We start from the raw sequence: 15,556 nt of genomic DNA on the forward strand, positions 1-15,556 counted from the left end.
GTCATGATTTGGGTTATTTCAGGGTACTGGCAGATGCGGATTACTTAAAGTTTTTTGAAGACCGACCAGCGTTTGCCCGGATTGCCCTTAGTTGACGGTCTTTTACTCTTTTCCCATTCTGGATTGAACTACCCACTCCTGGATGGAGGTGTTGTTAATTCTGACATCCTCAAGTACTGCGCTACCCTCCAGAATGTGTACCACCGCATAGGTAAGCGTGGTGTCACCCTGTGTGGCCAGGTTATATTCTTGCTCGGCTTCATAGGCCTTGGATTCTTCCATGTAAAATCGTTCAAAAGGGTAGGCAATCATGAGTACATCATCATAAGTGACATAGTCCACATGGGCCTTTAGGAAATAGGGGGTGTCGGTTGGCTTTTCCTTGCTCACCGTTTTGATTACCGCCAGGCCATTGGCGTCTTCTGAGAAAGTAACATAAATGGCAGCCCCATTGGTCCAGTCGTCCTTGTGAGCGATGGGGTAAGTGGCAGCTTCATAATTGAGCTGTATGTATTTGCCCCGGAAGGGATCGGTAGGATCAATGGGAGCCGTTTTGAAGAGGTATTCCTTGCCGTGAATCAGCACCTGTTCACGGTCCCAGATCATTCTACCGGGAACGTAAAGCTGCAGGAGTGCCACACAAATGAATGCAGGGATGAGTATTTTAGACCTAGACATTTTCTTTCCTCTTTTTGAGCATCCAATAATTGGCAATAAAAAAGCCGATGCCTACCAATACGAATAGGATTCCACGCCATACAAAAGGAATTTGATCATCGAAAAACCTACTCACGATCAACATGGTCACGATGATCAGCCCATAGTTGAGCAAGCCGAGGTGTGCCTCTCTGGCTCCTTGCCGTACTGTGAGGATGCCCAGAGTTAAAATAATCAGGTTGACTATCAGTACCGAAATGCTTGAGAAAAACCCAACCATATAGGTGGGGATAAAAAGCAGAAAGACCCATTCCATTGGCAGGATGTGGGGGAGACCTACCTTGCGTATTCTGAGGGAAAGCACCCAGGTGGCCGCCAGGGTGATGAGCAGACTTACCAGAAATTCCGGGGAGGTGAGCACGTCAGGTAGCTGCCACCTGGGTTGGGAGAGGTGACTCCAGAACTCCTCAAAGCTTAGGATCAATAAAATAATGAGGGTGCCCAATGCACCAATGAGCTTATATCCATTGGCCAATGTTCCGACGGATTGGAATAGACTGAAATGGCCGATGGCATAGAAAAGCCCGAATAGACTACAGTAGGCAATGAACATCAACTCTTCGTGTGAGTGAGCCACAGTGCCAAGCATGGTGGTCAGTGACAATGCGATCAGCCAATGATGAATATGCGTAAAATAGCCTTTCGGATGTTTTTTCAGTAGCAGGTAGTAGTGAGGCAAGGCGCCCAACAACATCGCCCAGTAGTACCACTCTGATGGATCCTGGGATGAATAGCCAGTTTCGGCGCCATATCCAGTAATACCAATGAGATACAGCATGGAAAGCATGGAAGACTTCATGATGTAGATCATTGGAAGGGAGAGCAACATCCAGGTCATGAGAAACGCCGGGAGATCACCAGGGATGTTGTATATCTGCCCGATCATGGCGATGGCTGCAGCCAGCGAGAAGAACAAAAAAGCAGCAGAACTCTCCACCCAACGTTGATTATTGCGTTTTCTGATCAGGGAAAAAGCACAAAATCCCTGGGCGGATACCAGTGGTACGAACGCCAAAATGGTTTTCTGAAGACGACTTAGGTGATCCCAGTTGTGGGCTATGATCAGGATAATCCCGAGTCCTACCAGGATAGCTCCCAATACCCCGAAAATGACAAACAGTGAGCTGCCGGAAGCTTCTTTTTTGGAGGCATAGTAAGCAGTGATCTCATCAGCGGTTTGCTGTGAGATCACTTGCGCTTGCACAAGTTCATCCAGATCTTTACTCAGGGCCATGTTGCTTAGTGATTAGTTGCAAAGCTGATCGTACACATAGATGTGCTCAGCAAAATTGCTCCACTTGAATTTTTCTCCTTCATAGTTTTCTGTGAAAACGGGGCAGTTCTTATAGAGTTTTTCCAGTGCGTCTTTCTTATAGCCAGATTTCTTATACACCTCAGATTTGTTGCCGTCATACACTACCAGGTATGATTTATCTTCGCCACCTGCCAGGTTTAAACCACCCGCACTTACGTTCATGGTTTGGTTTGCGTTAGGATCAAGGTAGACTTTTATTTTGGAATCATAGCCTGGGTTGAGCAGTTGCATCATCACATACTTGTCTTTTTTCTTCGGCAATAAAGCCTGCTCAAAGTAGACCCATTCTCTGTCGATGATGTCACTGAAATCCACTTCCATAGCTCTGGAGAGATTGGGTACAGACATGGCGCTGCTGATGTTTGAAAGCTTGCTTGGCTTCACGGCGAGCAATTTCACGTCGGTAGATTTAAATTTCTGTTTGTTGTCATCAGCATCTTTTATGGTGAAGGAACGCAGCTGCCCGGACATGATCATGGCTGAAAGCACACGGCCTCTGACCGTATCACCGGCATTGGTCACTACATACGCTTCTTTGGACATGCCTATTTCAGAGTTGTCCATGGCCGGAATGAAGTACTGTGCCTGAGTGATAGTGAGGGTGAGACAAAATGCAATGGTGAAAAATGGTTTCATAGATTCTATTGGTTAGCGTGTAAAATAAAGATTGTTTTCGTTTTGCTTTCAAGAACCGGGCCATATTTCAAGTCTTCTCATTAATCACCTTAAAATGAGGTGTTTGGATCACTTTCCATTCATACAAACTGTCCGGGACGATCGGTGGTGATGAGCTGTTGGTAGAGTTCATAAGCGCTTCGCTCAGCCCAGCACCTGGCCAACCGTCCATTTCGAACCTCCCAGATGGCGATCCCACTAAAGGATACTTCACGGCCATCAGCGGGGAGACCAAAAATCCCATTGTTTCGGCCAGAGCAAATCCATCGGGAAACCACTTTGTTTTGGGCCTCATTATAGAAAATGTCTTCACTATCGGTGCGGGCATCGAGCAGAAGTGTCTGAAATCCCCGAATCCAATCCTTGAATCGTTCCCTACCTGCTACGGCCGTTCCTGCAGTGTAAATTATATAGTCCTCGGTCATCAGTTCATCGATGGCCTCCAGCTCGTGTGGCGCATGCCATACCCGTTCAAAAAAAGTTAATACGAGCGTTTCGGGGTTGTGAGATGTTTTCATATTTCAATGGTTAATTGTTGTGAAACTTTACCTTTTCCTCCTGCCAGCAGACTTGCGATGGCTCCATTTTGGATATTGAGGTGTACTTCTATCAAGCTGGGTGACGGGCTGGCCATAAATCTTCCTTGACGAATCAGAAAATCCTCTTGTTTGATCTCAAGGACATCATATAGATAGCAAGCCAGTGGCCCTGCCGCCATTCCGGTGCCAGCTTCTTCGTAGATCTGATAGCGTGGTCCGAACATACGCGTATCGGCAATGCGCTCTTCTGTGCCAGTATCCAGGGTAAAAGGATAGAAGCCAATGAGGTCAAACGCCTCGCTCAGTTCAGTGATTTTTGCCATGTTGGGAACAATGGCTGCCATCGTCTTTGCATCTTTAATAGGGATGATCAGGAAATTATTTCCGGTGTTGACTACCTCTAAAGGAGCGCCTGGGATGAGGTCGGATTTTCTGAGACCCAGGGCCTGCAAGATCTCATTTTCGCAATGGTCGGCAGGCCTGTAAACAGGAGCCAGCTGCTCCATATAGGCCTGATCTCCTTTTAGGTGAATTTCACGACGACCATCTATGGTTTCTTTGGAAGAATTTGCTCCCTGTATAAGGCCCGCCTGTCTGAGGTAGGAAAATGTACCCACAGTGGCGTGTCCGCAGTGAGCAATCTGTCTGTTGGGGGTGAAAAAGTCCAATTTGAAGTCCGCTATTTCTGAAGCGGAGACAAAGGCAGTTTCTGAAAGCCCTACCTGTGCGGCAATGGCGAGTTTCTGTGCGCTGGTGAGCTGGTCAGCATTGAATACTACACCGGCGGGGTTTCCTCCGGCTTCTGCTTCTGTAAAAGCATTTACAATTTGCACATCTATTGTCATGATTCTGAGGTTTGTTTGAACCATAGACGAACGAACCATCAAAAAGACGCAAAAAAATTAGTCGCCAGAGTAATCTATTGGCCGGCCAGCGTTGGTTGATTCCAGGTTATCACAGTTGAGCAGTGCCTCTTTCAGCTGCTGGCGTGCTCGCTGCACCCGTGATTTAGCACCTGAGAGGGAAATGTCGAGGGTGTCTGCCAGCTGCTGTTGGCTCAAATCCTGAAAGCTGGTGAGCAACACCGCATCGCGATATTTGGGTGGGAGCTGAGCGATCTTGGAGTTTACACAGTTGGCTAATCGGGCATAGAGCGGTTCGTCTTCTGGTGTCTCTGCAAGCAACAAGGGTAGTTCAGTCTTCAAATGCTTATTTTCTTTTCTGAAGTGATCAGAAATGGTATTTCGCGTGACCTGATAAACCCATGAGGTGAGGCGCTCGGTAGACCGCAGGGTGTGAACCTTCTTATGAACCTTGATAAATACTTCTTGCAGGAGGTCCTTGGAGAGCTCAGGGTCATTCACCTTACTGTTGATGAACTTATCTAATTCCAGATGGAGATCTTTCCAGATGGCTTGTATGGGAAGATGCATATTTTCGACCATGGGGTTGGGGTTTGAAGTGGACTCCATTGGGTAAACGAAAAAATGCCGTTAGGGTGTCATTTTGGTAAAGACCAATGGAAGGGAAGATCAATCTTTCTTAATTCTGGAAAGTGTTTCAGGAGTCATGCGCAAGTAGGAGGCAATGTATTTGTGTGGGATTTCCTGAAAGAGCTGTGGACTTCTGGTTAAGACCCGATTATATCGGTCCATGGGCGAAGAAGTAAGAATATCCCGCTCACGTTCCATTTGCTGGTATATCAGGGCGGTTAGGATTTCCTGCCACAGTCGCATGTTTGCTTCTGAGCCATTGACAAATGAATCAAAGGCTTTTTTGCTGATGGCCTTGACGGTTGTTTTCTTAAGTGCCTGAATATAGAGATCAGAGGGCTGACCGGTGATGTAAGAGTCAAGGGCTGCAATGAGGTTGCCCTGGTAGCCAAAACGGATGGTGTGCTCCTCCTTGTCATCAGTGACAAATACCCGCAAGCTGCCACTCACAATAAGGTAGATACGTGTATCCGTGCTGCCTTTTACTTTCAGGTACTCGTTTCGGCTCAGCGTAAGTTGCTTTTCCCAAAGTCCAAGGCTTTCAATTTTTTCGAGAAGGTCTTCCAGTGGATTCATAACGAGATCGGTAAAGTAAATGTAAAAGTTGTCACCGACTTTTGACTACAATAGTCCTCCTCTGTTCGAGAAATGAAGGAATACTTTTTTAGGAATGGATAAAAAAGAGGGCGTACCATTTGATGCACCCTCTTTTGAAATTATTTGGGGAATTAGCTAATCTTTTTGAAGATCACAATGGCATTGTGTCCCCCAAATCCGAAGGTATTACTCATGGTCAGATCCACTTTTTGCTGGATGGCCTCCTTGGTCACAATTTGAATACTCTCCGGAATCTGCTTGTCTATCTTGCTGGTGTTGATAGTAGGAGGGATCACACTCTCCTGAATTGCTTTTATACAAAGAATTCCTTCAATCGCTCCGGCGGCCCCCAGTAGGTGGCCGGTCATGGATTTGGTGGCACTGATCTTCAACTTCCCTGGTGCATCACCAAATATTTTCCGGACTGCGTTGATTTCGCTAATGTCTCCTACTGGTGTGGAAGTGGCGTGGGTATTGAGATAGTCAACATCACCCGCGTGGTGACCTGCTTCTTCCAGCGCCAGTTCCATGGCTTTGGCTGCCCCCAGCCCATCGGGGTGCGTGGCTGATATGTGGTAAGCGTCGGCAGTCATAGCGGCTCCTACCATTTCGGCATAGATTTTCGCGCCTCTGGCTTTGGCATGTTCATACTCTTCCAGTACCAATGCACCGGCGCCTTCTCCCATAACAAAACCCTCACGATCCTCATCAAAGGGTCGGGACGCTTCTTTAGGATGATCGTTGTTGGTGGACATGGCGCGCATGGCGTTGAACCCACCAATGGATGACTGAGTCACAGGTGATTCAGATCCGCCCGAAATGATGGCTTTCGCCTTGCCAAGACGGATATAATTGTAAGCATCCATGATGGCGGTGTTGGAGGTAGCACAGGCAGACACCGTGGTATAATTGATACCCATCAGCCCAAACTTCAGAGAGATCATACCTGAGGCCATGTTGGAGATGAGTTTCGGTACAAAGAAGGGGCTGAAATGTGGCTTTCTTCCATTGGAAATATAGCCCCCCACTTCTTCTTCGAAGGTGAGCATACCACCCTGTCCGGTTCCCCAGATCACGCCAATGTCGAAGGGTGACATAGTAGCTATTTCTAATCCACTGTCCTGCAGCGCTTCAGTGGCTGCGTAAATGGCATATTGTGTAAAGAGATCGCTGCGCTTGATTTCATTTTTTTCAAGGTAAGTTTCAGGAGCGAAGTTTTTCACTTCACAGGCAAACTTGGTTTTGAAATGGGTGGTGTCAAATTTCGTGATCGGACCCGCTCCACTTTGTCCACTAATGGCATTTTCCCAAAATTCTTTAACTGAATTGCCGATGGGAGTGAGTGCGCCCATTCCGGTTATAACTACTCTTTTCATATCAAGTGATTTTGCACTTACCTGGTTGGGTAAGTAGGTGATTAAATGATTTTAGATGGTCTTGTGGATCAGGCTTACGACATTTTCCAGTACCCGATCCCCGGTGACTCTGTTGAGAATAAGAGAGGCCAATAGCGATGTGATGATGACGTCAGCTTTTTCTTCGATGGTTTCATTAAAATGAAATGCATTTTCCTCTATTCCCTTGTTTAAAATCCATTTTAGCCAGTTCCGAATCTCCAGGCCTGCCTCGGTCAAAGGAGCCCGCATTTCCTCGGGCAAACTCTGATATGCGGGGCCCAGTGCCCCCATAAAACAGATGAGGTTGGACTGATTATTCAGCGAATATATTTCAATAAAATTAAACAACTGCTCTCTGGCCGGAAGTCCGGCCCAGCTGGCAAAGCAATTCTCAAGAGCCTCAATGTTCTTGCGGATCACTGCCGCACCCAGATCTTTTTTGGATGGGAAGTAGTAATGAATGGCGGCATTTTTCACCTGTAGCGGTGTTGATAGGTCTTTATAACTAAAGGCATGGTAGCCTCGTGATCTAATGAGGTGCTCCGCCAGGTTGAGGATATCTTGTTTGGTATCAGACATATTACAAATATACTTACTAGTTAGTAAGTATTGCAAGCCTGCTGAAAATCCAGGTGACTCAACGGGATGACTCTAAGAATGGGTTTTGAGTTATCCGGGAATAAATCCCTCAATCCACGCCCTTGCTTCCGATGCGTCGGTGAAGAAATGCTCCGCCTCCCGGCTAAATTCTGCTTCGTATCGTTCTATTTTCGATGCATCCTGATGCGCATGCACTGCAGCTACACACCGGATGCCCCTGGTATGGGTGTAGGAGATATGACGGGCTTCTTCTTCAAATAGGTCCACATACCCAACCTTCCAACCGTATTGTGCGAGGGTCAGCGGAATAATGGCTCTGAAACGTTTATGAGCTTCCAGGTCTATGGCCTTGAACCCATGAATATTGATGAAGATTTTGAAAAAGGAGTCGTCATCGATTTGGCCTAGTGCGTCATGCAGGGACTGCTCCCAGTAGGCTATGTCTGCTTGATCTACCTCGCCGCTGAGTTGGGTGGTGAGTAGGTGTTTGTTTGGATCCCAACTTGATGCGATGGTTTTGGTACTTTTCATGAAAGTCATTTTTAACTATGGAAAGCTGGGCTTTCAGATTGCCCTGCAAGATGATAAGCACGTAAAAGCCAAAATGCTGGTTTCATAAAGGCCGTGTTGTGGATGTATTCATCGCGACATTTATAGAAGGAAGAGGGGTGGCTCTTGATAGGGATTCTGGTGAGAGCTGATAAAAAAGAAGGGCCACAAGTGCGTGGTGTAACTCCGCGCTTGTGGCCCTTGCCATCGGATAGAGCCTTTGTCAGGCTTTTTTGTCCATCATCAGGAGTTCATTCAAGCTGATTTCGGTGATGTATTTCTTTTCACCATTGCTTTCATAGCTCCGGTTGATCAGTTTGCCTTGCACGGCAACTTCGCTGCCTTTTTTGAGGTATTTTTCGGCTATGTCGGCTTTCTTTCCCCAGATCACAATGTTATGCCATTGGGTGTCTTCTACTTTTTCCCCTTTGGCATTGAGGTACGTTTCATTGGTAGCCAGAGAGAAGGTGGCCATTTTCTTGCCACTGTCAAAAGTTCTCACTTGTGGGTCGTTACCTAATCTGCCGATTAATTGTACGCTGTTTTTTAAAGTTGTCATGATGTTAAAAATTTGTGTTAAACATGAAAGTCTCTGATTGGCAGATGACTTGTGTCGATTGACGATGACAAAGTTGAAGTGAGGTGGAAGCGTTATTCGTGTGGTAACCGAATACAGCCGATTATAAACGGTTAAAATCGGGTATATTGCTGTTTTTCAGAGATATAATGTTTTTGATAAGTGAGTGTAAAATTGGATTAAGATAATATTTATGTGGGGTATCACTAGAGTTATATTTTGCAAAACCGAATTAATCCACATGAATTCGGAAAAGTAGGGACGTAAAGGAGGGCGGGCAGATTGAGATATATAAGGTTTCAGGTTACTACCTCACCATCCATCTTTAATACAATCTCCCCGCAGGAATTCCGCTTATGTTTGATTGTTGGGAGAAACAATTTTTGGGAGGAATTAAAAGTGGATAGTGTGTACTGAAAAAGAAGACTGAAGCTATCCGAGCTGGAATGACCGAGTGGAAAGGTAAAATGATATCAGATGAAACGACGAGAGCCCAAGACTATTGCTGGCACTACGTCAAAGGAACTCATCCTTGAGCGTGAGCTAAATGGGAATTTTGCTTGAGGAAGACGCTTACAAAAAAGCCGTCATGTGACGGCTTTTAAACGCTATTAATGCTCGAATAATCGGAACCTATTTTGTCGTCTAACGATAAACTTCCAGAGGCTCTGGATAAGGTCATCGAAGGCATAATGCAATATATTTTTTAGATTATTGAGATGATTGGGCTTTCTCATGATGCTGGATTTATCTTATAACTGGTTCTTAATTATACAATGAATTTAGTCTAAAAACGACTGTAAAATCAAAATAGTTTCGGTGAATGGGTATATTTCATAGATGAACAGGGGCGGTTGCGTATAATGCCCGGAATAATTAATTTAGAATGGAAAGAAGCCCGTATGAGTACTGAAACCAAAGTTTGTACAGAATGCGGACGGGAATTGTTCGGCAGATCGGATAAAAAGTTCTGTTCGGATGCCTGCCGCAGTGCCTATAACAATAAGGCCCTTGCCGGGGGTGACAAGTACATGCGCACGGTCAACAGGCGCCTCAAAAAGAACCATAGCATCCTTGTACAGCTCAACCCCGACGGCAAGACTACCACCCACAGGGAGAAGCTCTTGAAAGCCGGTTTTGACTTTGACTACTGCACCAATACCTACACCACCAAAGATCAGAAGGAATACCGGTTTTGCTATGATCAGGGTTACCTTCACCTGGGCAATGATTTTATTTTATTGGTGAAAAGGGAGCCCTCTCCCGTGGGCTAAGGCTCCCATATTTACTCCTCTTTTACTCATACCTGAGCGACTGTATGGGGTTGGCAGTAGCGGCCCGGAAGGATCTGTAGCCGACTGTACCCAGTGCAATGGCAAAGGATATCCCAAATGCAATGACGAAATAGCCGTAAGTAATGTCAATGCGGTATGCAAACTCCTCCATCCACAGGCTCATGAGCCAGTAAGCCAAAGGTGCGGCCACCACAAAAGCGATGAGCATCAGTTTGGTGTATTCTCTCCCAAAGATGCCCAGAATACTTGCCACAGATGCGCCAAACACCTTTCTTACACCTATGTCTTTGGCATTTTTATTGGTCATGAAGGAAACCAGCCCATAGAGCCCCATGGTACCCAGCAGGATGGACAATACAGATACAAATTTAATGATCTGGTGGAGCATGTTCTCCAAAACGTAATGGTCCTGAATCTCATCTTTGAGCACTTCAAATTCGAAAAGATCATTCGGGTAAAACTGTCTGAAAGTGGCTTCAATATCGGCTACTACATCTGGTGAAGGTTCAGACTTCAGTCGGATGGCCAGCTGATTGAATTCATCTGACTTGTACATGAATATGGCAGGCTTCAGCCCATACTGGAGTGAACGTACATTGTAGTCTTCCATCACCCCGATGACCTTTCCCTCTATATAACCCATGTCGATCCATTGCCCTATTGCTTCCTCATGTGTTTTCCAACCCAGAGTGGTCAATAGCTTCTCATTGACGATGATGTCATAGGTGGAATCATTGATGTGCTGCTCTGGAATATTTCTACCAGATAGGAGCTCTATGTCATAAAAGTCAAGATAATTTTTGTCTCCGTGTTTGATGTTGGCATTGTTCCCATCTATGTACTCTTCGCCCTTGATAAAGTAGGAATTGTTCCAATTACTGTTGGAAAGGGGTGTAGTTCTGCTTTTGCTAACATCCTCCACGTAACTTTTGGATCGATATTCTCCGGCAATGGCATCCATTTTAAGATAGGCTCCATCCGGAAAATCAATGGTGACCACCCGATCAAAGTTGAAACCCAGGTCTTTGGACTTCATAAAATCCATCTGCGCGGCTATGATCACCGTGCAAATGAGCATTAGGTTGGTGAAGGCAAATTGTGTAATCACCAGGATCCTCCGTAGGTTGATGTTGCCACTACCTTTTCTGATATTGATCTTATGGTTGAGGGCATCCACTGGCTTGTATCCGGAGAGGATCAGCGCTGGGTATAGTCCTGCGAAAAACGCCACGACAACAGCCAGGAGTATAGCGAACCAAATGACATCACTGCCATAGGAGAGGTCGTACTCAATTTCCGTCAGGAAGGTGTTGAATTTTGAAATAAGGATTTGCCCCAGGGTGAGTGCGATCACCATGCCCACGAGTACGATCACCAGTATTTCAATCATGAATTGCCAAAAGAGCTGAGATTTGAGACTACCGAGGACTTTGCGTACTCCCACTTCTTTGGCCCTGCGTATGGCCTGAGCGGTGGAAAGATTAATAAAGTTGAGACAGGCAGTACCCAGGATCAGCGCTCCAAGCAGCACAAATGCCCAAATCATCAGTGATGGGGTGACATAGTTTTGACCATCGCCATAGCGTTCGTCATTATGTATTTCAGAAAGCGGTTGTAGTTTGATGGTTGACTTTTCCCGATCTTCCAGGTCCCTGTCGTAGGCATCCATAGCAGCATCCAGTTTCCTTTCCAGTTCCGGGATGTCCGCATTTTCCGGGGCCAGCGCATAGCAGGAGAAGGCCCAGGTCATACCCCAGTTATCCCTAAAGGCATCTGGCATTCTCAGACGCATGGTAGGCAGCGAAACGATCATTTTGAAGGGCAGGTTGGTGTTTTTGGGTGGGGTTTGCACAATGCCTACCACCTCCAGGTCTTTGTCATTGTTGAGCTTCACCATCTTACCTATGGGGTTTTCATCTGCATAGTATTTGGTGGCCATTTCCTGGGTGAGATATACCTTATAGGGGTCTTTGAGCGCCTCTCCGGGTGCTCCTTTTAGAATTTCAAAATCCATGACTTCAAAAAAGTGCTCATCGGTATAGAGGATACCTGATTGTCTGAAAACCTGAAAGTTGCCAGAGGCGTCAATCAGGGAAATCTTTTCATCCTCAGGCCCGTGAAACTGTACGACTTTTTCGAAATCCGGCAAATCCCGTAAAATGGCATCTCCAGTTGGATAAGGGAGAATTCCTGAATAATAAATTCTGTTGTCGCCGTGATAGTGGGAGACCACCCGATATATCCGGTCTTTCTTGGTGTGCCAATTGTCAAAGGAGTTTTCGTACCGGATGATGGTAAATACAAACAGGCAGCAGGCCAGGCCTATAGCCAATCCCAGAACATTCAGAAGAGAGTAGGCTTTGTTTTTTCTGAAGCTTCGCAGCGCGATGACAAAATAGTTTTTTAGCATAGGATTATTTTTTCAGTCTGTCCTCCCGGTTCCAAGAGGTATGCCATTAATTCAAGTTGTTGATAATCAGTATTTTGAGTGTTTTTTGATTCTCATGACTTGTTTCATACTGAAACATTTCATTGATTTACAATGAAACACTTTTGTACCAGAGGGTCATAACCATTGACCATACCCGAGCCCTGTATGAAGCAAAGAGGACACATATTGATTGTAGATGATGATGCTGATGTGCTGCATACGGCCAGATTGGTATTGAAAGGGCACTACGAGCAGGTATCTACGGAGAGTTCTCCCCTTAGGCTGGAGTCTATGCTCAGAAGGGAGTCGGTAGACATTATCCTGCTGGATATGAATTTTAAGACAGGTGCCACCACTGGCAATGAGGGCCTATTCTGGCTAAAGAAAATCAAAGCGATTAATCCGCATGTATATGTCATCATGAATACAGCCTATGGTGATATACAGCTGGCGGTGGAGTCTATGAAATTAGGTGCGGTGGACTTTTTAGTAAAACCCTGGGAAAAGGAAAAATTGCTTTCTACGGTCAATACGGTCTATCAGCTTGCACTTTCCAATAGGAGTGTCGAAAAGCTCAAGGGACGTGAGTCAGCCCTCACACAGGATATCGACGCAGGCTATGGTCAGCTGGTTTCAGAAAGTGAACCCATGCAAACTGTGCTTGCTCAGATTGATAAAGTAGCCGCCACCGATGCTTCCATCCTTATTCTGGGTGAAAACGGAACCGGTAAGGAGCTAATTGCCCGTGAGATTCATCGGCGGTCACAGCGTCGCGATGAGGGACTGATTAAGGTGGATCTGGGGGCATTACCGGAAAGCCTGTTCGAAGCGGAAATGTTTGGTCATGTGAAAGGGGCCTATACCGATGCAAAGGAAGACCGGCCGGGCAGGTTCGAAATCGCAGATGGGGGCTCACTTTTTTTGGATGAAATTGGAAACCTGAGCATCACCATGCAGTCTAAGATGCTTTCGGTACTGCAAAACCGATCAGTTACGCGGGTGGGCTCGAGCAAGGCAGTTGCTTTCGACGTACGGGTGATCAGTGCCACCAATCAGCCACTTTATCCCATGGTGGAAGCGGGGTTGTTTCGTCAGGACCTGCTATACAGGATCAATACCGTGGAAATAGAACTGCCTCCTTTGCGGCAGCGAAAACAGGATATACGACTTCTTTCCCTGTATTTTTTGAAGGAATACGGGGAGAAGTATCAGAAATCAGGCCTTAAGATAGAGGAACGAACTCACCGGCAGCTGGCTAACTATACATGGCCGGGGAATATCCGCGAATTGCAACACGCCATAGAGCGCGCCGTAATCATGTGTGATGACTCTGTGATTGCTGCTGAGGATATCCTCCCGCAGCGGAAAGCACAATCGAATGAGACACGCTCTCTACGGGTAGAAGACGTGGAGAAAAGTACGGTAATCAGGGCCATCGAAAAGCATGGTGGTAACCTGAGTAAGGCAGCAGATGAGCTGGGAATGGGCCGGACCACCCTCTATAGGAAAATGAAGAAATACGGCATATGAATTGGCAATTGTAACCTGTGCGAGCCTTGAAGTCGTTTCGCCTCCATGTAGTTATCAGAGTAGTTTTAGCCGTGAGTTTTGGGCTGGTGGCTTACTATTTTGGGATGTTGACACCCTTTTGGTTGATGAGTGCCTGGATGGTTCTGTTTTTTGTGGTGACCATTGTTTCACTGATTCGCTATGTAGAAAAGTCCGACCGGGAGCTGTCCGGCTTCCTGATGGCCATTCGCCAAAATGATTTTACCAATACCTATCCAGCTGCCCGGAGCCGTTCTAATCAACTGCACAGGGCCTTCAATGTGATCACTGGGGAGTTTATCAAATTACGGAGTGAAAAGGAGTCCAATTTTCACTTTCTCAAAACTGTGGTGGAGCACAGTGGAGTGCCGCTGATGGCCTATACCGTAGATGACGAGGAGGTGACCCTGGTCAATCAATCGGTTAAAACACTTTTTGGGATTCCATACTTTACTAAGCTTGGTTCTCTGCAGCGGGCCGACCCAACTCTGGTGGAGACCATCCGGTCACTGAGGACCGGAGACAAGGTCTTGGTCAAAGTGAAGATCAATGGTGAAATGATGTACCTGTCCATTGTGACCAGGGAGCTCATTTTGCAGGGTCGACGCAATAAGGTCATTGCCTTCCATAATATCAATACCGAACTGGACCAGAAGGAAGTGGAGTCCTGGCAAAAGCTCATACGGGTGATGACCCACGAGATCAAAAATTCAGTGATTCCAATCTCTACCCTGGCGGAAGTGATCAATGACATGCTCAAAGGAAGTGGTGAAGGTTCATTTGCCCTGGGTGATCTTTCACCGGAAGATCAGGATGATCTCATTGTGAGTATACGAACCATCGAAAAACGGAGCAAGGGATTGGTAAAGTTCGTCGCCAGCTATGGAGACCTGGCCAGGGTACCCAGACCAGAGCTACAGCAGGTAGATCTGTGTGAGTTGGTACGTGAGGTGGTGAGGTTACAAGAGAAGCCCCTGCGCAAAGCGGGGATTGCGTTGGAAACCAATTTTCCGAAAGGTGCCCTTACACTTTCATTGGATGGTGAGATGATTCAGCAAGTAGTGATCAATCTGGTCAAAAATGCCACTGAGGCACTCAAGGATGCCAATACTCCAAACGGTCAGATCCAACTGGTCATTGCCAAATATGCCTCTGAGGTAGTGGTGCAGGTGGCTGATAATGGCCCCGGAATAGAGGAGGAAATATTAGACCAGATATTCATTCCGTTTTTTACCACCAAGAAGGAGGGATCAGGCATAGGGTTGAGCTACAGCAAGCAGATCATGCGTGCACACAACGGAAATCTGCGTGTAAAATCCACAGAAGCTGGAGCCGTATTTGAATTGAGTTTTTGGGTGGTTTGACCAGTACCTAGTATCTTTCACGAGATTCTTTTTATTCAATCAGGTTAAATTCTCTCATGATCCCTATACAGTACATTGAAGAAATAAAGGTAAGTGCCGGGGATCTGGATGAGCTCCATCATGTCAACAATGTGGTTTATCTGAAATGGGTGCAGCTGGTAGCTGAAAATCACTGGAGATCGGCAGTTAGCCAGACCCTCCAGAACCAATACATTTGGGTGGTTTTGAGTCATTTCATTCAATATCACAAGTCGGCAGTGCTCGATGACCACCTCACACTGCTCACTTATGTGGGGGAGTTTGAAGGTGTGAGAAGCATTCGCTATGTGAAGATCAAGAGAGGGACGGAGCTGATCGCAGAGGCCAAAACAGAATGGTGTATGCTGGATGCCGTGACCAAACGCCCCAAGCGGGTGACCGATGAAGTGTCCCAGTGGTTTTTCAAAACTTAATCAAGCA

General features: G+C 46.3%; 16 protein-coding genes. 4 read left to right on the forward strand and 12 right to left on the reverse strand.

The window, feature by feature from the left end:
* Positions 1-102: 102 nt before the first annotated feature.
* The 11 genes from GV030_RS00520 to GV030_RS00570 form a co-directional block, all read right to left on the reverse strand.
* Positions 103-678, reverse strand: coding sequence for a GDYXXLXY domain-containing protein (locus GV030_RS00520; protein WP_159578725.1), 576 nt, complete (start codon positions 676-678; stop codon positions 103-105).
* Positions 671-1,951 (reverse strand): DUF2157 domain-containing protein, encoded by a 1,281-nt coding sequence (locus GV030_RS00525; protein ID WP_159578727.1) that lies wholly within the window; start codon positions 1,949-1,951, stop codon positions 671-673. The genes GV030_RS00520 and GV030_RS00525 overlap by 8 nt, the downstream gene beginning before the upstream one ends.
* 12 nt (positions 1,952-1,963) lie before the next feature.
* Positions 1,964-2,668: a hypothetical protein gene (locus GV030_RS00530; protein ID WP_159578729.1), complete on the reverse strand. Its 705-nt coding sequence runs from the start codon at positions 2,666-2,668 to the stop codon at positions 1,964-1,966.
* A gap of 119 nt (positions 2,669-2,787) precedes the next feature.
* Positions 2,788-3,225: an ester cyclase gene (locus tag GV030_RS00535; protein ID WP_159578731.1), complete on the reverse strand. Its 438-nt coding sequence runs from the start codon at positions 3,223-3,225 to the stop codon at positions 2,788-2,790.
* A complete protein-coding gene (locus GV030_RS00540) occupies positions 3,222-4,091 on the reverse strand; it encodes a PhzF family phenazine biosynthesis protein (protein WP_159578733.1) in 870 nt (289 codons plus the stop codon). The genes GV030_RS00535 and GV030_RS00540 overlap by 4 nt, the downstream gene beginning before the upstream one ends.
* Before the next feature lie 57 nt (positions 4,092-4,148).
* Positions 4,149-4,691, reverse strand: a complete 543-nt coding sequence (locus GV030_RS00545) for a sigma-70 family RNA polymerase sigma factor (RefSeq protein ID WP_221413263.1) — start codon at positions 4,689-4,691, stop codon at positions 4,149-4,151.
* An 87-nt stretch (positions 4,692-4,778) separates the two neighbouring features.
* The gene (locus GV030_RS00550) at positions 4,779-5,315 is read right to left on the reverse strand and encodes a Crp/Fnr family transcriptional regulator (RefSeq protein ID WP_159578735.1); all 537 of its coding nucleotides are present in this window, start codon (positions 5,313-5,315) and stop codon (positions 4,779-4,781) included.
* Positions 5,316-5,467: 152 nt separating this feature from the next.
* A complete protein-coding gene (fabF, locus tag GV030_RS00555) occupies positions 5,468-6,712 on the reverse strand; it encodes a beta-ketoacyl-ACP synthase II (protein ID WP_159578737.1) in 1,245 nt (414 codons plus the stop codon).
* Between the two features lie 51 nt (positions 6,713-6,763).
* Entirely contained in the window at positions 6,764-7,312 is a 549-nt protein-coding gene (locus GV030_RS00560) for a TetR/AcrR family transcriptional regulator (RefSeq protein WP_159578739.1), read from the reverse strand.
* A 90-nt stretch (positions 7,313-7,402) separates the two neighbouring features.
* A complete protein-coding gene (locus tag GV030_RS00565; RefSeq protein ID WP_159578741.1) occupies positions 7,403-7,864 on the reverse strand; it encodes a hypothetical protein in 462 nt (153 codons plus the stop codon).
* A gap of 241 nt (positions 7,865-8,105) precedes the next feature.
* Positions 8,106-8,441: a single-stranded DNA-binding protein gene (locus GV030_RS00570; RefSeq protein ID WP_159578744.1), complete on the reverse strand. Its 336-nt coding sequence runs from the start codon at positions 8,439-8,441 to the stop codon at positions 8,106-8,108.
* A 920-nt stretch (positions 8,442-9,361) separates the two neighbouring features.
* Here GV030_RS00570 and GV030_RS00575 point away from each other — a divergent pair.
* Positions 9,362-9,733 (forward strand): hypothetical protein, encoded by a 372-nt coding sequence (locus GV030_RS00575; protein WP_159578746.1) that lies wholly within the window; start codon positions 9,362-9,364, stop codon positions 9,731-9,733.
* A 22-nt stretch (positions 9,734-9,755) separates the two neighbouring features.
* Here GV030_RS00575 and GV030_RS00580 read toward each other — a convergent pair whose 3' ends face one another.
* Positions 9,756-12,164: an ABC transporter permease gene (locus tag GV030_RS00580; protein ID WP_159578748.1), complete on the reverse strand. Its 2,409-nt coding sequence runs from the start codon at positions 12,162-12,164 to the stop codon at positions 9,756-9,758.
* A 186-nt stretch (positions 12,165-12,350) separates the two neighbouring features.
* Here GV030_RS00580 and GV030_RS00585 point away from each other — a divergent pair, with 186 nt between their 5' ends.
* Genes GV030_RS00585 through GV030_RS00595 form a run of 3 tightly spaced genes read left to right on the forward strand, consistent with a single transcriptional unit; the run spans position 12,351 to position 15,549 of the window.
* Positions 12,351-13,715 (forward strand): sigma-54 dependent transcriptional regulator, encoded by a 1,365-nt coding sequence (locus tag GV030_RS00585; RefSeq protein ID WP_159578750.1) that lies wholly within the window; start codon positions 12,351-12,353, stop codon positions 13,713-13,715.
* Positions 13,716-13,741: 26 nt separating this feature from the next.
* Positions 13,742-15,097, forward strand: a complete 1,356-nt coding sequence (locus GV030_RS00590) for a PAS domain-containing sensor histidine kinase (protein ID WP_159578752.1) — start codon at positions 13,742-13,744, stop codon at positions 15,095-15,097.
* Positions 15,098-15,153: 56 nt separating this feature from the next.
* A complete protein-coding gene (locus GV030_RS00595) occupies positions 15,154-15,549 on the forward strand; it encodes a thioesterase family protein (RefSeq protein WP_159578754.1) in 396 nt (131 codons plus the stop codon).
* Positions 15,550-15,556 lie beyond the last annotated feature (7 nt).

It is taken from the genome of Marinoscillum sp. 108 (assembly GCF_902506655.1).
Taxonomy (GTDB): Bacteria; Bacteroidota; Bacteroidia; order Cytophagales; family Cyclobacteriaceae; genus Marinoscillum; species Marinoscillum luteum.